The sequence below is a fragment of the Sulfitobacter pontiacus genome (genome assembly GCF_040790665.1).
Lineage (GTDB): Bacteria > Pseudomonadota > Alphaproteobacteria > Rhodobacterales > Rhodobacteraceae > Sulfitobacter > Sulfitobacter pontiacus.
The window spans coordinates 2,433,952-2,454,095 of record NZ_CP160849.1; the positions used below are offsets into that span (position 1 = coordinate 2,433,952).

Annotated in this window: 21 protein-coding genes; 7 read left to right on the forward strand and 14 right to left on the reverse strand. The window is 61.3% G+C overall.

Annotated features, from left to right (window positions below):
• Position 1: 1 nt before the first annotated feature.
• From AB1495_RS12000 to AB1495_RS12010, 3 genes are read right to left on the reverse strand one after another with little or no spacing between them, the layout of a single operon-like run.
• Positions 2-793 carry an iron chelate uptake ABC transporter family permease subunit gene (locus tag AB1495_RS12000; RefSeq protein ID WP_208856536.1) on the reverse strand — a complete coding sequence of 264 codons (792 nt, stop codon included), beginning with the start codon at positions 791-793 and terminating at the stop codon, positions 2-4.
• A complete protein-coding gene (locus AB1495_RS12005) occupies positions 786-1,604 on the reverse strand; it encodes a metal ABC transporter ATP-binding protein (protein WP_074635123.1) in 819 nt (272 codons plus the stop codon). The genes AB1495_RS12000 and AB1495_RS12005 overlap by 8 nt, the downstream gene beginning before the upstream one ends.
• Positions 1,601-2,083, reverse strand: a complete 483-nt coding sequence (locus AB1495_RS12010) for a Fur family transcriptional regulator (protein ID WP_074635122.1) — start codon at positions 2,081-2,083, stop codon at positions 1,601-1,603. Before AB1495_RS12010 ends, AB1495_RS12005 begins: the two co-directional genes overlap by 4 nt.
• 88 nt (positions 2,084-2,171) lie before the next feature.
• Between AB1495_RS12010 and AB1495_RS12015 the strand changes: the two genes are divergently transcribed.
• Positions 2,172-3,215, forward strand: coding sequence for a zinc ABC transporter substrate-binding protein (locus AB1495_RS12015; RefSeq protein ID WP_074635121.1), 1,044 nt, complete (start codon positions 2,172-2,174; stop codon positions 3,213-3,215).
• A 15-nt stretch (positions 3,216-3,230) separates the two neighbouring features.
• Here AB1495_RS12015 and AB1495_RS12020 read toward each other — a convergent pair whose 3' ends face one another.
• The 3 genes from AB1495_RS12020 to AB1495_RS12030 form a co-directional block, all read right to left on the reverse strand.
• Positions 3,231-4,283, reverse strand: a complete 1,053-nt coding sequence (locus AB1495_RS12020; protein WP_074635120.1) for a permease — start codon at positions 4,281-4,283, stop codon at positions 3,231-3,233.
• Positions 4,280-4,594, reverse strand: coding sequence for a helix-turn-helix transcriptional regulator (locus AB1495_RS12025; protein ID WP_074635119.1), 315 nt, complete (start codon positions 4,592-4,594; stop codon positions 4,280-4,282). Before AB1495_RS12025 ends, AB1495_RS12020 begins: the two co-directional genes overlap by 4 nt.
• A gap of 138 nt (positions 4,595-4,732) precedes the next feature.
• Positions 4,733-6,763: a PhoX family phosphatase gene (locus AB1495_RS12030; RefSeq protein WP_074635118.1), complete on the reverse strand. Its 2,031-nt coding sequence runs from the start codon at positions 6,761-6,763 to the stop codon at positions 4,733-4,735.
• A 367-nt stretch (positions 6,764-7,130) separates the two neighbouring features.
• Here AB1495_RS12030 and AB1495_RS12035 point away from each other — a divergent pair, with 367 nt between their 5' ends.
• The 5 genes from AB1495_RS12035 to AB1495_RS12055 all read left to right on the forward strand — a co-directional run bounded on the left by AB1495_RS12035 (position 7,131) and on the right by AB1495_RS12055 (position 10,606).
• Positions 7,131-7,790: an ATP-dependent Clp protease proteolytic subunit gene (locus tag AB1495_RS12035; RefSeq protein ID WP_009826714.1), complete on the forward strand. Its 660-nt coding sequence runs from the start codon at positions 7,131-7,133 to the stop codon at positions 7,788-7,790.
• A 134-nt stretch (positions 7,791-7,924) separates the two neighbouring features.
• On the forward strand, positions 7,925-9,190 hold the full coding sequence (gene clpX, locus AB1495_RS12040) for an ATP-dependent Clp protease ATP-binding subunit ClpX (protein ID WP_005852783.1): 1,266 nt from the start codon (positions 7,925-7,927) through the stop codon (positions 9,188-9,190).
• 144 nt (positions 9,191-9,334) lie between these two features.
• Positions 9,335-9,694, forward strand: coding sequence for a RidA family protein (locus tag AB1495_RS12045; RefSeq protein WP_005852785.1), 360 nt, complete (start codon positions 9,335-9,337; stop codon positions 9,692-9,694).
• Positions 9,695-9,777: 83 nt separating this feature from the next.
• Complete coding sequence (locus tag AB1495_RS12050; protein ID WP_005852787.1) at positions 9,778-10,161, forward strand: NADH:ubiquinone oxidoreductase subunit NDUFA12; 384 nt, start codon at positions 9,778-9,780, stop codon at positions 10,159-10,161.
• Positions 10,162-10,252: 91 nt separating this feature from the next.
• Complete coding sequence (locus AB1495_RS12055; protein WP_005852788.1) at positions 10,253-10,606, forward strand: DUF2155 domain-containing protein; 354 nt, start codon at positions 10,253-10,255, stop codon at positions 10,604-10,606.
• Here AB1495_RS12055 and aat read toward each other — a convergent pair.
• The 8 genes from aat to AB1495_RS12095 form a co-directional block, all read right to left on the reverse strand.
• Positions 10,570-11,205, reverse strand: coding sequence for a leucyl/phenylalanyl-tRNA--protein transferase (gene aat / locus AB1495_RS12060; protein ID WP_074635117.1), 636 nt, complete (start codon positions 11,203-11,205; stop codon positions 10,570-10,572). The two genes, AB1495_RS12055 and aat, sit on opposite strands and share 37 nt — an antisense overlap.
• Entirely contained in the window at positions 11,198-12,550 is a 1,353-nt protein-coding gene (gene accC / locus AB1495_RS12065) for an acetyl-CoA carboxylase biotin carboxylase subunit (RefSeq protein ID WP_037943983.1), read from the reverse strand. The genes aat and accC overlap by 8 nt, the downstream gene beginning before the upstream one ends.
• A 10-nt stretch (positions 12,551-12,560) precedes the next feature.
• Positions 12,561-13,067, reverse strand: a complete 507-nt coding sequence (accB, locus tag AB1495_RS12070) for an acetyl-CoA carboxylase biotin carboxyl carrier protein (protein WP_074635116.1) — start codon at positions 13,065-13,067, stop codon at positions 12,561-12,563.
• A gap of 249 nt (positions 13,068-13,316) precedes the next feature.
• Positions 13,317-14,072 carry an ABC transporter ATP-binding protein gene (locus AB1495_RS12075; protein WP_005852792.1) on the reverse strand — a complete coding sequence of 252 codons (756 nt, stop codon included), beginning with the start codon at positions 14,070-14,072 and terminating at the stop codon, positions 13,317-13,319.
• Between the two features lie 60 nt (positions 14,073-14,132).
• The gene (locus AB1495_RS12080) at positions 14,133-14,897 is read right to left on the reverse strand and encodes an ABC transporter ATP-binding protein (RefSeq protein WP_074635115.1); all 765 of its coding nucleotides are present in this window, start codon (positions 14,895-14,897) and stop codon (positions 14,133-14,135) included.
• A gap of 15 nt (positions 14,898-14,912) precedes the next feature.
• On the reverse strand, positions 14,913-16,121 hold the full coding sequence (locus AB1495_RS12085; protein WP_009826720.1) for a branched-chain amino acid ABC transporter permease: 1,209 nt from the start codon (positions 16,119-16,121) through the stop codon (positions 14,913-14,915).
• Positions 16,122-16,124: 3 nt separating this feature from the next.
• Positions 16,125-17,156 carry a branched-chain amino acid ABC transporter permease gene (locus AB1495_RS12090; RefSeq protein WP_009826721.1) on the reverse strand — a complete coding sequence of 344 codons (1,032 nt, stop codon included), beginning with the start codon at positions 17,154-17,156 and terminating at the stop codon, positions 16,125-16,127.
• Between the two features lie 88 nt (positions 17,157-17,244).
• The gene (locus AB1495_RS12095) at positions 17,245-18,609 is read right to left on the reverse strand and encodes a substrate-binding protein (RefSeq protein ID WP_037943985.1); all 1,365 of its coding nucleotides are present in this window, start codon (positions 18,607-18,609) and stop codon (positions 17,245-17,247) included.
• 231 nt (positions 18,610-18,840) lie between these two features.
• Between AB1495_RS12095 and AB1495_RS12100 the strand changes: the two genes are divergently transcribed.
• Entirely contained in the window at positions 18,841-20,136 is a 1,296-nt protein-coding gene (locus tag AB1495_RS12100; protein WP_074635114.1) for a helix-turn-helix transcriptional regulator, read from the forward strand.
• Positions 20,137-20,144: the final 8 nt, after the last annotated feature.

The following is a 20,144-nucleotide window of genomic DNA, read 5'->3' on the forward strand; positions in this document are numbered from 1 at the left end:
CCTAGCGTTTCAGCAACGGGGCCACGCCAGACGACAGCACGAACAGCACCGCCGCGACGCTGACGATGCTAGGCCCCGTCGGCGTGTCGAGCGTGAAGGACGCGGCCAGCCCGCCCAAGGCGGCGATGATCCCGATGATGCAGGCCGCCATCGCCATGACTTCGGGCGTGCGGGCAAAGGGGCGGGCGGCAGCGGCGGGGATGATCAGCATCGCCGCGATCAGCAGCGCGCCGACCACCTTAATCGCGACCGCAACCGTCACTGCCAGCGCCAGCGTCAAAATCAGCTGTTCACGGCGCGGATTGACCCCGCTGGCCGTCGCCAGATCAGGGTTCAGCGTGGACGACAGCAATGCCTGCCAGCGCCAGACCAGCAGCGCGATCGACAGGACGGCGCCGCTCCAGATGATCGCAAGATCGGTCTTGGTCACGGCCAGGATCTCTCCGAACAGATAGGCGCTGAGGTCGACACGCTGGTTCGGCAGCAGCGACACCGCCACAAGGCCGATGGCCAACGCACCGTGGGCCAGCACCCCCAGCAGCGTATCCGTGCCAAGGCTGCGCCCGTTCAGCGCCGTCACAATCAGCGCCATCGACAGGGCCACCAGCAGCACCCCCGCGAAAATCGGCAGCTCGAACGCCAAGGCCAGCGCGACCCCCAGCAAAGCCGCGTGCGAGGTCGCATCGCCGAAATAGGCCATGCGCCGCCAGACGACGAAACAGCCTAAAGGCGCGGCTGCAAAGGCCACACCGATACCGGCAAGCCCGGCACGTATCAAAAAGTCATCAAGCATCTTGGTCCCCATGTGCGTGGTTGCAGCCGGCACCATGGGTATGGCCCTGCGCATGGTCGTGGGTGTGGTCGTGGTCGTGGGTATGGCTAGGATCATGTGCATGATCATGCGAATGCGAATGTTCGTGCCGGTAAAGCGCCAGCGCCCCTTGGGTGCCAGTGCCGAACAACGCGCGGTATTCCGGTGCATCGGCGACAATCTCGGGGGTGCCTTCACAGCAGACATGACCGTTCAGGCACAGCACCCGATCCGAAGCCGCCATCACCACATGCAGATCATGGCTGACCATCAAGACGGCGCAGCCCATGTCGCGGCGGACCTCTTCGATCTGACGGTAAAACGCGGCAGAGCCGGGTTGATCCAGCCCCTGCGTCGCCTCGTCGAGGATCAGGATATGGGGTTTGTTCAGCAGGGCGCGTGCCAGCAACACGCGCTGGAACTGGCCGCCCGACAGGTCGGTCATCTGCTTTTTCGCCAGATCCGTGACCCCCGCCTGCAGCAGCGCCTGCGCGATGGTCTCGCGGGGCTGGCGGCGGGGCAGGTTCAAAAAGCCATGCACCGTCAGCGGCAGCGTCGCGTCGATTTGCAGCTTCTGCGGGACATAGCCGATGCGCAGGTCCGCAGCACGGGTGATCGTCCCCGACGCGGGTTTCAGCGCGCCGATCAACGCCCGCAGCAAGCTCGACTTGCCCGACCCGTTGGGGCCGACGATGGTCACGATCTCGCCGCGCTCAACGGCGATATCAACGTCGCGCAGCACCGTTTGCCCGCCAATGCGCAGGGTCAGATTCCGGGTGGCGATCAGGCTCATGCGGTGGCTCCGTCCTGACAGGAGGGGCAGAGGCCCTGCGCCTCGATCACCGTGCGTTCAATCTGGAACCCCGCCGCGCGGGCCGCATCGCCCAAACGCCCTTGGGTCAACGTCGTGTCGCTTTCGGCAACCGATTGGCAACTGCGGCAGATCAGGAAGGCAGGCGTGTGATCGGCACCAACGTGGCTGCAGGCGATATAGGCGTTCAACGCCTCGATCCGGTGGGCAAGCCCCGCTTTCACCAGAAAGTCCAGCGCGCGATAGGCGACGGGCGGCTGCGCCCCAAGCCCTTCGGCAGAGAGATGCCCCAGAATATCATAGGCCCCCAAGGCGCGGTGTTCGGCCAGCAGCAGTTCCAGCACGCGGCGACGTATCGGTGTCAACCGAAGGTCCGAGGCCGCGCAACGCGCCTCTGCGGCGGCCATCGCGTCGTCGACGCAGGCCCTATGATCATGCGTTTCAAATCCAATGGTCGACATATTTCGCCTCCGTAGCAGGGTTCGGTGTTGATATGTTATAACGTGTAATCTATCAAGGTTATAGTATAACATTAATAGGAGCCCGCCAATGCGCCGCCTGCTTTGCACAACCCTTCTTTTCTCTGCCGGTCTGGCCCATGCAGAGGTGCCCCGTGTCGCCACCGATATCGCGCCAATCCATTCGTTGGTGTCTATGGTCATGCAGGGTGCAGGCAGCCCCGATCTGATCATCCCGCCCGGCGCGTCACCCCACAGCTATGCCATGCGCCCCAGCGAGGCGCGCGCCGTGGCCAAGGCCGATCTGGTGGTCTGGGTCGGTCCGTCGCTGGCCCCGTGGCTCGAAGAGCCGATGAGCAGTCTGGCGCAGGGGGCCGAACGTCTGACCTTGCAAGACGTAGAGGGGATCCGCCTGCTGACCAACCGCAGCGGCGTTGCGTTCGAAGCCCATGATCACGGAGATCATGAAGGGCAGGACCATGCCGAGCATGACGATCACGGCGACCACGAAGGCCACGACGATCACAAAGGTCACGATGACCACGCAGATCATGACGACCACGACCATGACGTACATGAAGAGGCAGACGCTCACGAAGGGCACAATCATGCACCCGGCGCTCTGGACCCGCATATCTGGCTAGATCCGCAGAACGCAATCGTCTGGCTGGATGCCATCGCTGCAAGCTTGTCCGCGCAAGACCCTGAAAACGCAGCGCTTTACGCAGATAACGCTGCGCAGGCCCAAGCGCAGCTGGTAGATCTTCAAGCCGATATTCAGGCCGAGCTGACGCCGCTTCGGGGGCAGAAGTTTGTCGTCTTCCACGACGCCTATCACTATTTCGAAGCCCGCTTTGACGTTGAGGCAAGCGCTGCGATCTCTCTTAGCGATGGGGCCGCCCCCAGTGCCGCGCGTCTGGCCGAGGTACGCGATGTGGTAAAGGACACGCAGGCCGCCTGCGTCTTTACTGAGCCCCAGTTCAACGCCGGTCTGGTTGACGCACTCCAAGACGGCACGGCGCTGAAATCCGCCTCGCTTGATCCGATTGGTGCCGCGCTTGAGCCGGGGGTGGATATGTACCCTGCTTTGCTGCGCGATCTGGCCGCAGCCTTTAGCAGCTGTCTGGCAAAGTAAGCCCCGCTTTGGGCGTCAAAGCGACGCCCAAAGTTGAAACAGCAGCCCCGAGGCAAATGACCCTGTCAGTGCGATCCCGATATACAGCGCGAAGACAGGGCGTTTGACCAAGGCCCAGACGGCAATCGCCGCGGGCAGGGAGGTCACCCCGCCCGCGACCAGAAACGACAGACCCGCACCGGGGGCCATGCCCTGTCCGATCAGCCCGCCCACCAGCGGCAGCGCGGCATAGCCGTTCAGATAGGCCGGCACCCCCACCAAGGTCGCGATCCCGATCGGGGCCAGCCCGCTGCCGCCAAGGGCGCGGGTCACCGTCTCTGCGGGAATCCACGCCAGCATGAGGCTTTCCAGCAAGAACGCCAGCGTCAGCCATTTGGTCAGGAAGATCGTGGTCTTGGCGGCCTCGCGCAGGAATTTGGCGGATCGCGTCTTGTCGTGCCAGAAGGCCCAAACCACGGGTTGCGATGTGCGGACCTTCGACGCGCCACAGCCGCCATTGCCCACGCCGTCGCGCAGCGGGTCGGTCAAGCTACCCGCGCGGGACAGCAGATGCACAATGATCCCGCCAAACACCCCGAGCCCGACGGCCGCGATGGTCTTGGCCACCGCGAACTCCACCCCCAGAACGCCGGTGGTCAACACGAACATCGACGGATCCATGACGGGCGAGGCCAGCCAGAAGGCCATGACGGCGGACAGGGGCACCCCCATCGCCAGCAGCGCCGCGATCAAGGGGATCACCCCGCATGAACAGAAGGGCGACACCCCGCCGGCCAGTGCTGCAATGGCGATCATCACGGCGGGTGATCCGGTAAAGGCCCGCGCGATCAGCCCGTCGGCCCCCGTGGCACCGGCATAGGCCGCAACCGCGATGGACAGGATCAGAAACGGCGCGACATCCAGCAGGTTGGTCGCGGTAAATTGCACGCTGGTCACGGCAAGCGGCGCCTCAACGGCTGCGACAGCGGTTAACACCGCGATACAGACCAGCCACACGCGTTCTTGCGTCCAGATGTGATGGGCCAGCGACCTGAGCGGGTTACGCGCAGGGTGGGACAGGTCGGTCATGCGGCGGTCTCCTTCAAAAGTGAAACACCGGTGCAGCATTCCGAGGTGAGAAATGAAAGCGTCGCCCGCATCACGTCGAAATCCACGCGGTTGACGATGTTGCGCCCGTCGCGGCGCTGGATGATCAGCCCCGCATCGACCAATGCCCCAAGGTGATGGGCAAGGGTGGAGGGGGCCGCATTGAGATGGGCACCGATCTCTCCGACGGTCAGCGCGTCTTCACCGGCGCGGACAAGCAGGCGAAAGATCGCGAGGCGGGTATCATGGCCAAGGGCGGCGAGGGCGCGGGCAGTTGATTGATGTTCTGTCATAGCACGAAATAAAACTATAAAACTAGTTTTGTAAAGATGATTCGCATTTACCGGAGCGACAAAGAAATTGCGCCCAAGGGGGGGAACCCTTGGGCGCAGAGATTTTGAAATGAATTTGGTTGGAATAGGGTCGGGGCGTCAGGCGGCGATCTTGCCGCCGCCCTGTTTGGTGACCACAACCACCGCCGGGCGGGGGGGCATCTTGGGGTCAAAATCGGGCCAGCGCGTGGCGGGATCTTCAAAGGTGCTTTCACGCTCGAACCCGGGGATGTTCTTGGTCCCGTCCGTGCCGGGGTGTTGCACGGCGACAAACAGCGTCTCGCCGTCGTCGGTAAAGTAGGGGCCGCACATCTCTCCGCCGACGGGGCAGCGGAAGAACAGCTTGGACGTGCCGCGCGCCTCGCCTTCGGTTTCGACCGCATAGAGCCCGTCCGACTTGCCCGTCTTGGCCCAGTTGCTGCCCTGATCCGTGCTGACCCACAGGCGGCCATCGGCGTCGATGGCGCAGTTGTCGGGGCTGCCGAACCACCCGTTTTCAGAGGTTTCGGGGTTCCATTGTGCGCCCACGTCCGACACCGACGGATCGCCGCATCTCACAAGGATCGACCAGCGCCCCTGCGTTGCCGCGTGGTTGCCGCCGTCTTCCTTGATCTCGATGATGTGGCCAAAGCTGCTGTCGGCACGCGGGTTGGCGGCGTTCACCTCATCCTCTGTGCGTTTTGTGTTGTTTGTCAGCATGATATAGGCCGTGCCGTCGCCACGGGGCTGCGCGTCTTCGGGGCGGTCCATCGGGGTCGCGCCCAGCAGATCGGCCGCGATCCGCGTGTCGATCATCACGTCGCCTTGATCATTGAAGCCGTTTTCAGCCGTCAGCGGGCCTGTGCCGTGGGTCAGGGGCAGCCAGGTCACCGTGCCATCTTCGTCAAAGCGCGCGACATAAAGCGTGCCATCGCTCAGCAGTTTGGCGTTGGCCGCCCGGTCGTCCGAGACCTTGCCCCCCGAGACGTATTTATACTGGTAATCAAAGCGGTTGTCGTCGCCCATATAGATCACCAGACGCCCGTCACTGCTGACCGTGGTTTCCGCACCTTCGTGGCGGAAGCGGCCCAAAGCGGTGTGTTTGACGGGGGTAGAGGTCGGGTCCATCGGGTCCACCTCGACCACCCAGCCGAATTTATTGGGGGCGAGGGGTTCTTTATCGATGTTGAAACGGTCGTATTGCGCGCCCCAGGCGTACCACATGCCCGGCACGCCATAGCGTTTGTAGGACGCGGCTTCGGGATGGTCATCGGCGATCACGGGTTTGCCGTCGGCGTCGAGCTGGTCGCTCCAGAAATAGCCGTGGAAGTTCTCCTCGGCCATGAGCCACGTCCCCCAAGGGGTCAGCCCGCCCGCGCAGTTGTTCAGCGTGCCGATCACATTCACCCCGTCGGGGTCGTCGTTGGTCTTCATCCGCGCATGGCCCGCGGCGGGGCCGTCGATGGTCATCGCGGTGTCCAGCGGGGTGATGCGGCGGTTCATCTTGCCGTCGCGCACCACCTGCCATACCCCGGCGTCGTCCTTGGCGATTTCGACCACCGAACCACCGTGGGCGGCCATTTCAATGTCGATCAGCGCGGGCGTCATGCCGGAAAACTGGGCGCGGTCCTGACGGCCAAGTCCGGGGAACATCACCTCTTCGTTGGTGTATTCGTGGTTCACACAAAGTAAGCCACGGCTGCCATCGTCATTCAGCGGGACAAAGCCCACGTAGTCATTGTTATAGCCGAACTGCTTGAGCTGCGCCGCCGCGGTCTGGTTCATCACGTCGAATTCGGGCGCGTCGGCGGTGATCGGATCGCCCCACCGCAGCAGCACATTGGCGTCATAGCCATCGGCCACATGGTGGGTTTCGTCATTGCCCCATGCCAGTTCGTCAAAGACATAGCGGCTGTCAGCGGTGGCGGCACTTGCCTGACGCGGTGCGACCATCGCCGAGGTGCCGAACAATGCGGTTGTCGCCGTGACCCCCAGCATGCCGCGCAAGATGTCGCGGCGTCCGTAGCGCGCGTTGATCACATCGCCGATGGTGCGCTGCAGATTGGGGTTGGTGGGGATGTCGTCGAAGGCTTCAAAGGCTTCGGCCTTGTTGCCGATTTCGGGATCATCGAGGATTTGGCGACGTGTCATGGCTATTCCTTTATTGTGTCGGGCATTGCCTCTGGCATTGCGTTTGGCGAGGTGACTCGCGGTTGCGCCTTATGTCGTCGCGATGTGCTACAAATGTGTTCCGCTTTGATGACAGTTCTGTGACAGGACGCGCGGCGGTGGGCTGTGTTGCGCGCCACCCTAGCGCAGGAACGGGCAGGATGTGGGCGAAAAACGGCTGCCGGTATCCGCGGCACAGATCAGCGGGGCAGGGCGGTGGCGCAGGGCCAAATCCAAAGCCAAGGGGATGATCGGTCCTGCCCCCCTTGAACCCCCTAGGTGGCGCGATTAATCTTAAGCCAAGGTTTCGCGGGTATGGTCCGGCGAACGGCAATATCAGGCAGGCTTTATGAACGATCCACATGATACATATATGAACACGCTGGTCCCTATGGTGGTTGAACAAACCAGCCGGGGCGAACGTGCGTACGACATCTTCTCGCGTCTGCTGAAAGAGCGGATCATTTTCCTCAACGGGCCTGTGCATGACGGCATGTCGTCGCTGATCGTGGCGCAGCTTCTGCACCTCGAGGCAGAGAACCCCTCTAAGGAAATTTCCATGTATATCAACAGCCCCGGCGGCGTTGTGACCTCTGGCCTGTCGATCTACGACACGATGCAGTACATCAAACCAAAGGTGTCCACGCTGGTCATCGGGCAGGCGGCATCCATGGGGTCGCTGTTGCTGCAAGCGGGCGAAAAAGGCATGCGATTCTCGCTGCCCAACAGCCGCGTTATGGTCCACCAGCCCTCCGGCGGGTATCAGGGTCAGGCGACGGACATCATGATTCACGCGCAGGAAACGCAAAAGCTGAAAACGCGCCTGAACGAGATCTATGTCAAACACACCGGCCAGCCGCTGGAAAAAGTCGAAGCAGCGCTTGAGCGTGACAACTTCATGTCTCCCGAAGAAGCCAAAGACTGGGGCCTGATCGACGAGATCGTCGAGAACCGCGGCAAGATGGATGATCCTGATGCGCCAAAAGATGGCGACAAAAAAGGCAAGTAAATAAGGCGTGCGTGGCCCGTTATTTTGCGATTGTGGACCACGCACCGCTGGCCTAAGCTGGCACCGAGCAAAAAAATATATAGATGGCTGCCCTACGGCGGACACGATCAAACGACAGACCTGAAAGGGTTGAAATGGCTAATACTTCGAGCGGCGACAGCAAGAACACACTTTATTGCAGCTTTTGTGGCAAAAGTCAGCATGAGGTGCGCAAGCTGATTGCAGGTCCGACTGTCTTCATTTGTGACGAATGTGTCGAACTTTGCATGGATATCATCCGCGAGGAAACCAAAGCCTCGGGGCTGAAAGCCACCGATGGTGTGCCGACCCCGAAAGACATCTGTGATGTTCTGGACGATTATGTGATCGGGCAGGCGATGGCCAAACGGGTGCTGTCGGTTGCCGTGCACAACCACTACAAACGTCTCAACCACGCCCAGAAGGGTGGGGACATCGAGCTGGCGAAATCCAACATCCTGCTGATCGGGCCCACGGGCTGCGGTAAGACGCTGCTGGCGCAAACGCTGGCGCGTATTCTGGATGTGCCCTTTACCATGGCCGATGCGACGACACTGACCGAAGCGGGCTATGTAGGGGAAGATGTTGAAAACATTATCCTCAAGCTGTTGCAGGCGTCCGAATACAATGTCGAGCGTGCACAGCGCGGCATCGTTTACATCGACGAAGTTGATAAAATCACGCGCAAATCCGAAAACCCCAGCATCACCCGTGATGTGAGCGGCGAAGGCGTGCAGCAAGCCTTGCTGAAACTGATGGAAGGCACCGTGGCCTCTGTCCCGCCGCAGGGCGGGCGCAAGCATCCGCAGCAGGAATTCCTGCAGGTGGATACGACGAACATCTTGTTCATCTGCGGCGGCGCTTTCGCCGGTCTGGACCGGATCATTGCCGCGCGCGGTAAAGGGTCCGCTATGGGCTTTGGTGCCGATGTGCGCGATCAGGATGCCCGCGGCATTGGCGAGATTTTCACCGACCTCGAACCGGAAGATCTGCTGAAGTTCGGCCTCATCCCTGAATTCGTGGGCCGTCTGCCGGTTCTGGCGACGCTTGAGGATCTGGACGAGGACGCGCTGGTCACCATCCTGACCGAACCGAAAAACGCGTTGGTCAAACAGTACCAGCGCTTGTTCGAGATCGAGGATACGCAGCTGACCTTTACCGATGACGCGCTGTTGGCGATCGCGAAACGCGCCATCGAACGCAAAACCGGTGCCCGTGGTCTGCGCTCCATCCTCGAAGACATCTTGCTGAACACGATGTTCGATCTGCCCGGCATGGACAGCGTCACCGAGGTGGTCGTGAACGAAGAGGCGGTGACCTCTGACGCGGCACCGCTGATGATCCACGCCGACGCCGAGAAAGAGCCTGCAACCGCCGGCTAGGCATCGCCTGCATGTTATCTGATCAAGGTGCGCCAGCGATGGTGCGCCTTTTTCGTATCTGGCAGGGGGCCGCCGCTTTGTCGCTTGACCTTCGCAAGGGCAGGCGCTTTGACAGGGGCAGGCATGTCAGACAAGAGGCGCATCATGACAAGACGTATTTTTTCCGGCGGTGAATTCGAAGCCAAGATCGGCTACTGCCGCGCCGTTGTGGCGGGGGGCTTTGTCCATGTGGCGGGCACCGTGGGGCAGGGCGATACCGTGACCGACCAGTGCCGCGCCGCCCTTGCGACCATCGAAGGCGCCCTGCGCGAGGCTGGCTGCACCATGGCGGATGTGGTGCGCGTGAACTATTATCTACCCGACCGCGCAGAGTTCGAACCCTGCTGGCCGATCCTGTCCGAGGTCTTTGGCGACGCGCCGCCTGCTGCGACAATGATCGAATGCGGGCTGATCGACGACAAATACCGCATCGAAATCGAAGTCACCGCCTGCCTACCCGGCTGAAAACCGCGGCTATCTACCCCGAAGCCCGCTAGACCTTTGCGCGGCCTTGGTGCATATATCCATCAAAGCTTCAGGAGACCTCTATGGGCATTCTCAACTCTCTTTTGCGCGGCGTGACCTGGTGGAACGGCCAGACGCTGAACACGCAACTGTTCACGTGGCGCAAGGGCATCAAGGTCGGCGAAGACGCCGAGGGCAATGTGTACTACCGCAACGCGGACAGCAGCAAACGCTGGGTGATCTTCAACGGCGAGATCGAGGCGACGCGCGTCAACGCGGATTGGCACGGCTGGCTGCACCATTCTTGGGATGAAACCCCCGAGGCGCGTCCGCTGGCGCATAAAACCTGGGAAAAGCCCCACCAAGAGAACCTGACCGGCACCGCCCTGGCCTATGCGCCAGCAGGATCGATCCGCCGCGAAAAGCCTGCGGACCGCGGTGACTACGAGGCGTGGCAGCCCGAATAAACGCCACGCGCGCGCCCCGTGATCGGGCGCGCGCTGCTGCGGCGGCCCGGCTGTGCTGGCGACGCCCTTTGACGTTCAAGGAACCCATGTGATGCGCAAGATATTGATGATGCTCGCCATAATGGCCGCACCGGTGCAGGCACAGCAGGTGGCCAGCGCTGAAGGCGGAGTTTTGCGCGCGCTCGACAAGGTATCGGGTGTGTCGCGTGATGTTGAAATGCGCCGTGGCGAAACGGCGCGCGTGGGCAATCTGAATGTGACAATGAACGAATGTCGCTATCCGTCGGGCAACCCTGCGGGCGACGCCTATGCCGAGCTCGAGATCGTCGAGACGGGCGACGAGAACCGGCTTTTTGCAGGCTGGATGATCGCCTCTGCCCCCGCGTTGTCGGCGCTGGAGCATCCGCGCTATGACATCTGGGTCATCCGCTGCACTACGTCCTGAGCGCTGGCCGCAGCGGGCGCTGTGAAATCTGCGGTTTTCATCAACGCCATCTCTAGCCGTGCGTGATAGGCCGCGCGGGTGATCTCTTGCGCGCCAAGGGACGCCAGATGCGGGGTCAGGAACTGCGTGTCAAACAGGGTAAACCCGCCGCGGTTCAGCCGGTCTACCAGACAGGCCAGCGCGATCTTGGACGCATTGTCGCGCCTTGAAAACATGCTTTCTCCAAAGAACGCACGCCCCAGCGTGACGCCATAGACCCCGCCCACCAGCATGTCATCCTCCCAGACCTCAAGGGCGTGGGCATGACCAAGCCTATGTAGCTGGGCGTAAAGGCTGAAAATCTCGGCGTTGATCCAGGTGTCGGCGCGGTCGGCGCAGCCGGTGACAACGTCGTTGAACGCGGTGTTGGTGGTGATGGTAAAGCGCGTGCGCCGCATCGCGCGCGCCAGAGACCGCGAGATATGGAACCCGTCGAGGGGAAATACGCCCCGACGCCGCGGATCGACCCAGAAAATCTCTGGGTCGTCGCGGTGTTCGGCCATGGGGAAAATCCCGATGGAATAGCCGTGTAATAACAGCTCGGGCGTGAGGTCAGGCATTGCCCAGGTTGGTTTCAAGCCAATGCTCTAGCCAGTGGATGTTATAGTCCCCTGTCAGCACGTCCTGTTCGTCCAGCAGCGCATGGAACAGCGGCACCGTGGTGTCGACCCCATCCACGATCAGCTCGCCCAAGGCGCGACGCAGACGCGCCAGCGCTTCGGGGCGGTCGCGCCCGTGGACGATGAGCTTGCCGATCAGGCTGTCGTAATAGGGCGGGATTTTATAGCCGTCATACAGCGCGCTATCCATCCGCACACCAAGCCCGCCTGGGGCGTGATACTGCGTGATCTTGCCCGGGCAGGGCGAGAAGTTCGGCAGTTTCTCGGCGTTGATCCGGACCTCGATCGCGTGACCGTTGATCTGCAGGTCTTCTTGGGTAAAGGACATGTCCATACCGGCAGCAACACGGATCTGTTCACGCACCAGATCGACCCCGAAGATGCCTTCGGTCACAGGGTGTTCCACCTGCAAACGTGTGTTCATCTCGATGAAGTAGAATTCGCCGTTTTCATAGAGAAATTCGATCGTGCCAGCGCCGATGTAGTTGATGTTGGCCATCGCATCGGCACAGACTTTACCGATCCGCGCGCGTTCTTCGGCGGTGATCGACGGGCCGGGGGCCTCTTCGAAAACCTTCTGGTGACGGCGTTGCAGCGAACAGTCCCGCTCGCCCAGGTGGACAGCACGGCCCTTGCCGTCGCCAAAGACTTGAATCTCGATGTGGCGGGGCGTGGTCAGGTATTTCTCGATATAGACTTCGTCATTGCCAAAGTTCGATTTACCCTCGGCGCGGGCGGTCATGAAGGCACGTTCCATGTCAGCGGCGGATTGCGCCACTTTCATGCCCTTGCCCCCCCCACCGGCGGTCGCCTTGATGATCACCGGATAGCCGATTTCCTCACCGATACGCTTGGCGTCGGCCAATGTGGGCACGCCGCCGTCAGAACCGGGAACGCAAGGCACGCCAAGCTCTTTCATGGTGTCCTTGGCGGTGATCTTGTCGCCCATGATGCGGATGTGTTCCGCTGTGGGGCCGATGAAGGTCAGGTCGTGGTCTTCGACGATCTGCACAAAGCCCGCGTTTTCCGACAAGAAACCGTATCCGGGGTGGATCGCTTCGGCGCCGGTGATCTCGCAGGCGGCGATGATCGACGGGATCGACAGATAGGATTGCTGCGAAGAGGGCGGGCCGATGCAGACAGATTCGTCTGCCATGCGCACATGCATCGCATCGCTGTCAGCCGTCGAGTGAACGGCGACAGACCCGATGCCCATCTCGCGGGCCGCACGGATCACGCGCAACGCGATCTCGCCGCGGTTTGCGACTAGGATTTTTTTGAACATGGGTTTCGCCTTATTCCAGGATCACCAAAGGCGCGCCGAATTCAACGGCGGCGCCGTCTTCTACCAGGATCCGCTTGACCGTGCCGGAGCGTGGCGCTGGAATGTGGTTCATGGTTTTCATCGCTTCGACGATCAACAGCGTGTCGCCTTCGGAAACGCTTGTTCCGACAGAGATAAACGCGGGCGCGCCGGGTTCGGCTTGCATATAGACGGTGCCCACCATCGGAGAGACGACTGCGCCGGGGTGATCCGCCGGGTCGCTGTTGTCTGCGGCAGGGGCTGCTGCGGCTGCTGGCGCGGAGGCCGCGGGGGCAGGCGCTGCATATTGTGCAGGGGCCGACTGCGCCTGTTGCGGCGCGACGATTTGTTGTGGGGGTTTACGGCTGACGCGCACATTCAGGCTGTCATCCTCGGCGTAATCCCGCTTGACCTGCAATTCGGTCAGATCGTTTTCATTCAGCAACTCGGCGAGCGCCTGGATAAAAGCCACATCGGCGTCATGGGTGTTTTTTGTCATATTTTCCTCAGCCAGTCTAAGTCGATCGGGCGCTGCCTGTGCCCTTGAATTGCTGCCTTATAGGGCATGGGCGCAGCCATGAAAAGCAAGCAGTTGCCTAACGTAAGCTTGGCCGCGCAAAGCGCGGGATCGGGCAGCGGATCGGGGCGAGGGATATGGGGGATGTGACAGGGGGACGCGGGCGCGGGAAAATGCCGGTGTGAAACATATGTTTCGTCTAGTTTTCCCGCGCGCGTCGAGGCTTGGCCGTCAGATTGCCAGATATTCGGCACGCAGTTCGGCGTTGTTCAGCACCTCTTCGGCGGTGCCGTCAAACACCACGCCGCCGGTATCAAGGATCACCGCACGATCCGCGAGTTTAAGCGCACGCACCGCGTTTTGTTCGACCAGAATGGTGGTGATGCCTTGGGATTTGATCAGCGACAGGGTCTTTTCGATCTCGTCCACGATGACGGGGGCAAGCCCCTCATAGGGTTCGTCCAGCAGCAGCACCTTGATGTCACGGGCCAGCGCACGGGCAATCGCCAGCATCTGTTGCTCGCCGCCCGACAGGGTCACGCCCTCTTGCTTGCGGCGTTCCTTGAGGCGGGGGAACAACTCGTAGATGCGGTCAAGCGACCAGCCGATGGGCGGGGCGATCTGCGCCAGTTGCAGGTTTTCCTCGACCGTGAGACCCGCGATGATGCGGCGGTCTTCGGGGACCAGCGCCAGACCGTTTGCGGCGGCCTCGTGGCTGGCCATCTTGTGCAGCGGCTGGTGGTCCAGCCAGACCTCGCCTTTGCGCAACTCGGGGTCGCCGATCTGGGCGATGGCCCGCAGGGTAGAGGTTTTCCCCGCCCCGTTGCGGCCCAGAAGTGCCAGAATTTCGCCTTCGTGCACGTTAAAGCTGACGCCCTGCACGATGTAGCTTTCGCCGTAATAGGCGTGGATGTCCCAGACCGAAAGATAGGCGGGGGCGGTAGCGGCGTGGTTGGCGCTGTTCGAGAAATCGGGTTTCGTGTTCATGTTCTTGTCCTTGCAAAGCCGTGGAAGCGGGGCGACGCGGGAGGGGGGAGCCCCCGCGCGTCAGGCGGCGTCCTGGGATTCGCCCAAATACGCCTCGCGCACCTTGGGGTGGCCTTTGATGTTGTCGGGGGTGTCTTCGACCAGCGGGGTGCCTTGCGCCAACACGGTGATCCGTTCCGCCAGCGAGAACACCACATGCATGTCGTGTTCGATGATGGCGATGGTGATGTCGCGTTCGTCCTTGATCTGCTTCAGCAGGTCGATGGTATTGTTGGTATCGGCCCGCGCCATGCCCGCTGTGGGTTCATCCAGCAGCAGCAGGCGCGGATCTTGCGACAGGCACATCGCGATTTCCAACCGACGTTTGTCGCCGCGCGACATAGAGGCCGCGTGCATATGTCGCTTGTCGGCGAGCTTCATCTCGACAAGCATCTCCTCGGCTTTTTCGATCACGTCACGTTGGCGCGACATGGCCGTGAGCGCGTTCATCTGGAACGCCCCGTCACGTTTGGCAAAGCAGGGGATCATCATGTTCTCCTGTACGCTGAGATCACCAAAGATCTCGGGCGTCTGGAAAACGCGGGAAATCCCCATCTGGTTGATCTCGTAGGGTTTGCGCCCCAGCACCGACTGCCCGTCGAACATGACCGATCCGGTATCGGGGATCAGCTTGCCCACCAGACAGTTCAGCAGCGTGGATTTGCCCGCCCCGTTCGGCCCGATGATCGCATGGACCGAGTTTTCCGCGACGCTGAGGTTCACGTCGCTCAGCGCTTGCAACCCGCCGAAACGTTTGCCGACATTTTTGACTTCGAGAATGGCCATCTGTTCAGCTCCTTCTTATTCGGCTGGGGGTGTGTTGCGTTGTGCGGCGGCGTCTGCCTCGACCGATCCGGCGTTCCGGTCCTTGCGGCGGAACACGCGACCGATACGTTGACCGCCTTCGACCAGACCACCGGGCAGGAAGATCACGACCAGCATGAACAGCAGGCCCAGCGTCAGGTGCCAGCCCTTGCCCACAAAGGGGTGGATCAACATGATCAGCGTGTCTTCCAGCCCGTCCGGCATAAAGGCGAACCAACCGTGCAGCACGTTATCGTTGATCTTGGAAAAGATGTTTTCAAAGTACTTGATAAAGCCCGCGCCCAGAACCGGCCCCAGTAGGGTGCCCGCACCCCCAAGGATGGTCATCAGCACCACCTCGCCCGAGGCGGTCCACTGCATCCGTTCGGCACCGGCAAGCGGGTCCATTGCGGCCAGCAGGCCACCGGCCAGACCGGCATACATGCCAGAGATGACAAAGGCCGCCAGCGTGTAGGGTTTGGTATTCAGGCCCGTGTAGTTCATCCGTTGCTGGTTCGATTTCACCGCCCGCAGCATCATGCCGAAAGGCGACCGGAAGACGCGGATCGAGATATAGAACGCCAGCAGCATGATCACGGCACACAGGTAATACCCGACCGAGAAGGTGAAGGACCACGCCCCGAAATCCAGCGTCGTCGCCGCATTCATCTGCGCCCCGAACAGATTGGGGTAGCTGGGTGCATTCGCCCCATCAAGGATACGCGGATCGCTCAGCGCGATTTGCAGGCCGGTTTCCCCGTTGGTGATCGGCGTCAGCACCGAATAGGCAAGGTTGAACGACATCTGCGCAAAGGCCAGCGTCAGGATCGAAAAGTAGATCCCCGACCGGCGTAGCGAGACAAAGCCGATCACGACAGAGAACAGCCCCGCCACGATCACGGACAAAAGGATCGCGGGGATCACGTTCATCGACAAGAGCTTCATCATCCACACGGCAGAGTAGGAACCGACCCCCAGAAAGGCCGCGTGACCAAAGGAGAGGTATCCGGTCAACCCGAACAGAATGTTGAACCCGATGGCAAAGATGCCAAAGATCACAAAGCGCTGCATCAAGTCGGGGTAGCCCGCGTTGAACTGCGCCAGCCCTGATCCGGCGGGGAAGGGGTTGAGGATGATAGGGGCTGCCATGGTCAGGAATGCCACCACCAACAGCAGGAGAAAGTCTTTTTTCGTGAGTGAGTGCATGGGTTATTCCTCCATCACGCCTTTGCGGCCCATCAGGCCACGGGGGCGTGTCAGCAAGATGAGTATCGCGACAACGTAAATGATGATCTGGTCAATGCCGGGCAGGATGTTCTTGACCTCGTTCATGGAGGCAAAGCTTTCCAGAATGCCCAGCAAGAACCCCGCCAGCACGGCACCGGGCAGCGACCCCATGCCGCCGACCACGACGACCACAAAGCTCAGGACCAGAAAATCCATACCCATGTGGTAGTTGGGCGAATTGATCGGCGCGTACATGACACCGGCCAGACCGGCGACCGCGGCGGCGATGCCGAACATGATGGTGAAACGTTTGTCGATGTTGATGCCCAGCAGACCGACGGTCTCGCGGTCGGCCATACCGGCGCGCACAACCATCCCGAAGGTGGTGAACTGCAAGAAGGCAAAAACGCCGCCGATGATCACGGCCGAGAAGGCGAAATAGATCAGACGCCAGTAGGGGTAGATGATCGCATTGGGATCAAAGCCCAGCATCACGCCAAAGTCGAACGACCCGCGAAACGCCTCCGGGGCGGAGGTGGGGATCGGGTTCGCGCCGTAGAAATACTTGATCACCTCTTGCAGCACGATCGCCAGACCGAAGGTCACGAGGATCTGGTCGGCATGGGGGCGCTTGTAGAAATGTTTGATCAACCCGCGCTCCATGACAAAGCCGATGGCCAGCATGATCGGCACGGCAAAGAGGATCGACAGGGGAACGGACCAATCCAGCATCCAAGCACCGGCGGTCTCTCCGAACCAGTCCTTGATATAGAGAATGTCCTCGTATTTCGGCTTGCCCAGAAAATCGACGCCGGAGGGTTCCGATGCCTTATGGCTGAGCGTGAAAATCTTGCTTAGCGTGACGGCGCAGAAGGCACCGATCATGAACAGCGCCCCATGGGCAAAGTTCACGACACCCAGCGTGCCGAAAATCAACGTCAGACCAAGCGCGATGAGCGCATAGGCTGAACCTTTGTCCAACCCGTTAAGAAGTTGCAAAAGAATGGCGTCCATCGCGGTGCCCTCGAATTTTTAAGAAGTGAAAGGCGGAAAAGCCCGCCGGCAAGGTAAGGCAGGGGTCGCCCCCTGCCTTAGACTTGATTTACGCGCCGGGGTTGCAGTCGCCCAACTCGCCGCCCGCAAACATCGGGTGGTCAGGTGCATAGGTGACCTGATCGGCTGGGGTGACTTCGACGATTTCCACGAGATCGAATTCATTCTCGGGGTTCTCTTTGCCGCGCACGACCACAACGTCCTTAAAGCACTGGTGGTCATCGGCGCGGTACAGCGTCGGGCCGTTGCCCAGACCGTCGAACTCGAACCCGGCAAGGGCTTCGCCGACGGCGCAGGGGTTGAACGAACCGGCACGGGCCACCGCATCCGCGTACAGCAGCGTCTGCGCATAGCAGGTCTGAGCCGCCTGGCTGGGGGGGAAGCCGTATTTTTCGCCAAAGGACTGAACGAAAGCGTTGGTGCCTTTGTAGCGGTCGCCCATCTGGTTCTCGAGCTTCCAGTCCCAGTTCTGCGAGCCGACGATACCGGTGATATTCTCACCTGCACCACGGGCCATCAGCTCTGAATAGAGCGGCACGACGATCTCGAAGTTCTTACCGTTCACCTGCTTTTCGCGCAGGCCGAACTGCACGGCGTTGGTCAGCGAGTTGACCATGTTTCCGCCGTAGTGGTTGAGCACCAGAACATCCGCACCGGAGTTCAGGACAGGGGCGATATAGGACGAGAAATCGGTCGCGGCGAGCGGCGTGCGCACGTCGTTGATGGTTTCCCAACCCATGGCTTCGGTCGCGGCCTGAATGGATTCCTGCTGCGTCCAGCCCCATGTGTAGTCGGCTGTCAGGCTATAGACCTTGCGGTCGTCGCCATAGAGATTCTTCAGCACCGGAGCGAGCGCCGCAGCGGACATGTAAGCGTTAAAGAAGTGGCGGAAGCCGTTGGCTTTCTTGTCTTTACCCGTGGTGTCGTTCGAATGGGTCAGACCCGCCATAAAGATCACGCCGGCCTCTTGGCACAGGCCCTGCACCGCAACCGCCACGCCCGAGCTTGAGCCGCCCGAGATCATGATCGCGCCGTCTTTCTGGATCATCGACTGCGCCGATGCGCGGGCCGCGTCCGATTTGGTCTGCGTGTCGCCGGTCACGAACTGGACTTTCTTGCCCATGATCCCGTTACCTTCCAGCGCCTTCGAGCTGAAGGTGTTCAGCATACCGCCGTCGCCCTGACCGTTCAGGTGCTCGACCGCCAGCTCGAACGCGCGCAGCTCGTCTGCGCCTTCGTCCGCGTAGGGGCCCGATTGGGGTACGTTAAAGCCAAGCGTCACCGTGTCGCCCGTTGGCGCGTTGGTAAAGCCGGAATGCGCGGCCGCGCTAAGATACGTCGGCAGCGCCAGACCGGCCCCGGCAGCAGCGCCGGTTTTGATCACGCCACGACGCGTCAAGTTAGAAAATGACATGTATTTCCTCCCAAATGTTGAAATCACGGCCCGATTATTTTTCCGGGTCCATGATGCACAGAGGTGCAAATATGATATGAGGGGAAAACTGAAAACCGATCAACAAGCCCCTTGATAAAAACAACTATTCTGTAAATATATTCGCACAGATTGAGGGGGAGTTGTAAATTTAATGATATTGCAGCGCAGAAAGCCGTTGATAACGCGATATAATTCGCGCGGGGGTGCCGCGTGACCCGCGATGCGCTGACCGGCAGCCGTATCCGTGAACGTCGGGTGATGGCGGGGCAGAAACAGGCGGACCTTGCCAAGCGGATCGGCATCTCGGCCAGCTATCTGAATCTTATTGAACACAACCGTCGCAGAATCGGCGGGAAACTGCTTCTTAACATCGCCGCCGCCCTTGGGGTGGAGCCGACGGCGTTGACCGAAGGGGCCGAGGCGGCGCTGATCGCTACCCTGCGCGAGGCGGCGGATGATGCGCGGCTCAGCGGGCCGGAGGCGACCCGCGCCGATGAATTTGCCGGGCGGTTCCCGGGCTGGGCCGATGTGCTGGCCAACGCGCAGCGCCGGATCGCCACGTTAGAGCGTACGGTCGAAACCCTGACCGACCGGCTGGCCCATGACCCGCATCTGGCGGCCTCTATGCACGAACTGCTGACGACCGCTGCCGCGATCCGGTCCACCGCGTCGATTTTGGCCGATACCAAAACGCTTGAACCCGAATGGCGCGACCGGTTTCACATCAACATCGATCAGGACAGCCGTCGCCTTGCCGATAGCGCGCAGGCGCTTGTGGGCTATCTTGAGGCCGACCCCGAAATCACCCCCGCCGCCGATTCCCCGCAAGAGGAGGTAGAGGCGTTTCTGGCCGCGCATCGCTATCGTTTTGCCACGCTCGAGGTCACCGAAGGGGATGCGGATGCTATCGACAAGCTGATCCAGACCGCCCCCGAGTTGCAAAGCGTGGCCGCGCGTCACATCGCGCGCGATGTGTTGCAGCAGATCGCCATCGATGCCGAAGCCCTGCCGATCACGCGGCTGACACAGGCTCTTGACCGGCTTGGACCCGACCCCGTGGCGCTTGGTGCAGAGCTGCGCCAGCCCGTGGCCCGCGTCTTGCGGCGCATGGCAACGGTGCCGGAACTGGGGGCAGGGCTGGTGATCTGCGACCGGTCGGGCACGTTGATCTTTCGCAAATCCATCGACGGTTTCGTCGTGCCGCGCTTTGGGGCCTGTTGCCCGCTTTGGCCGCTGTTTGCCGTTCTGGGCAGCCCGGGCATGGTGCAGAAACAACGGGTCGCGCAATTGGGGCGGGGCCATTCTGCCTTTGACTGTTTTGCCACCTGCGAAACCCAAAATGTGCGCGATTACAACGCGGTACCCTTGCTTCATTCGGTGATGTTGATCCTGCCTGCGGGGCCGGACAGCGCGCCCGCGCTTGATGTGGGGGCCACCTGTCGCGTCTGCCCGCGTGCGCAATGTCCGGCGCGGCGCGAACCGTCGATCCTGAATGACGGGGTATAGCGCGGGGC

What these genes read in the sequence shown, in the direction of transcription:
- AB1495_RS12000 (WP_208856536.1), bottom strand. Translation starts at nt 793, where the DNA reads ATGCTTGATGACTTTTTGATACGTGCCGGGCTTGCCGGTATCGGTGTG.
- AB1495_RS12005 (WP_074635123.1), bottom strand. Translation starts at nt 1,604, where the DNA reads ATGAGCCTGATCGCCACCCGGAATCTGACCCTGCGCATTGGCGGGCAA.
- AB1495_RS12010 (WP_074635122.1), bottom strand. Translation starts at nt 2,083, where the DNA reads ATGTCGACCATTGGATTTGAAACGCATGATCATAGGGCCTGCGTCGAC.
- AB1495_RS12015 (WP_074635121.1), top strand. Translation starts at nt 2,172, where the DNA reads ATGCGCCGCCTGCTTTGCACAACCCTTCTTTTCTCTGCCGGTCTGGCC.
- AB1495_RS12020 (WP_074635120.1), bottom strand. Translation starts at nt 4,283, where the DNA reads ATGACCGACCTGTCCCACCCTGCGCGTAACCCGCTCAGGTCGCTGGCC.
- AB1495_RS12025 (WP_074635119.1), bottom strand. Translation starts at nt 4,594, where the DNA reads ATGACAGAACATCAATCAACTGCCCGCGCCCTCGCCGCCCTTGGCCAT.
- AB1495_RS12030 (WP_074635118.1), bottom strand. Translation starts at nt 6,763, where the DNA reads ATGACACGTCGCCAAATCCTCGATGATCCCGAAATCGGCAACAAGGCC.
- AB1495_RS12035 (WP_009826714.1), top strand. Translation starts at nt 7,131, where the DNA reads ATGAACGATCCACATGATACATATATGAACACGCTGGTCCCTATGGTG.
- clpX (WP_005852783.1), top strand. Translation starts at nt 7,925, where the DNA reads ATGGCTAATACTTCGAGCGGCGACAGCAAGAACACACTTTATTGCAGC.
- AB1495_RS12045 (WP_005852785.1), top strand. Translation starts at nt 9,335, where the DNA reads ATGACAAGACGTATTTTTTCCGGCGGTGAATTCGAAGCCAAGATCGGC.
- AB1495_RS12050 (WP_005852787.1), top strand. Translation starts at nt 9,778, where the DNA reads ATGGGCATTCTCAACTCTCTTTTGCGCGGCGTGACCTGGTGGAACGGC.
- AB1495_RS12055 (WP_005852788.1), top strand. Translation starts at nt 10,253, where the DNA reads ATGCGCAAGATATTGATGATGCTCGCCATAATGGCCGCACCGGTGCAG.
- aat (WP_074635117.1), bottom strand. Translation starts at nt 11,205, where the DNA reads ATGCCTGACCTCACGCCCGAGCTGTTATTACACGGCTATTCCATCGGG.
- accC (WP_037943983.1), bottom strand. Translation starts at nt 12,550, where the DNA reads ATGTTCAAAAAAATCCTAGTCGCAAACCGCGGCGAGATCGCGTTGCGC.
- accB (WP_074635116.1), bottom strand. Translation starts at nt 13,067, where the DNA reads ATGACAAAAAACACCCATGACGCCGATGTGGCTTTTATCCAGGCGCTC.
- AB1495_RS12075 (WP_005852792.1), bottom strand. Translation starts at nt 14,072, where the DNA reads ATGAACACGAAACCCGATTTCTCGAACAGCGCCAACCACGCCGCTACC.
- AB1495_RS12080 (WP_074635115.1), bottom strand. Translation starts at nt 14,897, where the DNA reads ATGGCCATTCTCGAAGTCAAAAATGTCGGCAAACGTTTCGGCGGGTTG.
- AB1495_RS12085 (WP_009826720.1), bottom strand. Translation starts at nt 16,121, where the DNA reads ATGCACTCACTCACGAAAAAAGACTTTCTCCTGCTGTTGGTGGTGGCA.
- AB1495_RS12090 (WP_009826721.1), bottom strand. Translation starts at nt 17,156, where the DNA reads ATGGACGCCATTCTTTTGCAACTTCTTAACGGGTTGGACAAAGGTTCA.
- AB1495_RS12095 (WP_037943985.1), bottom strand. Translation starts at nt 18,609, where the DNA reads ATGTCATTTTCTAACTTGACGCGTCGTGGCGTGATCAAAACCGGCGCT.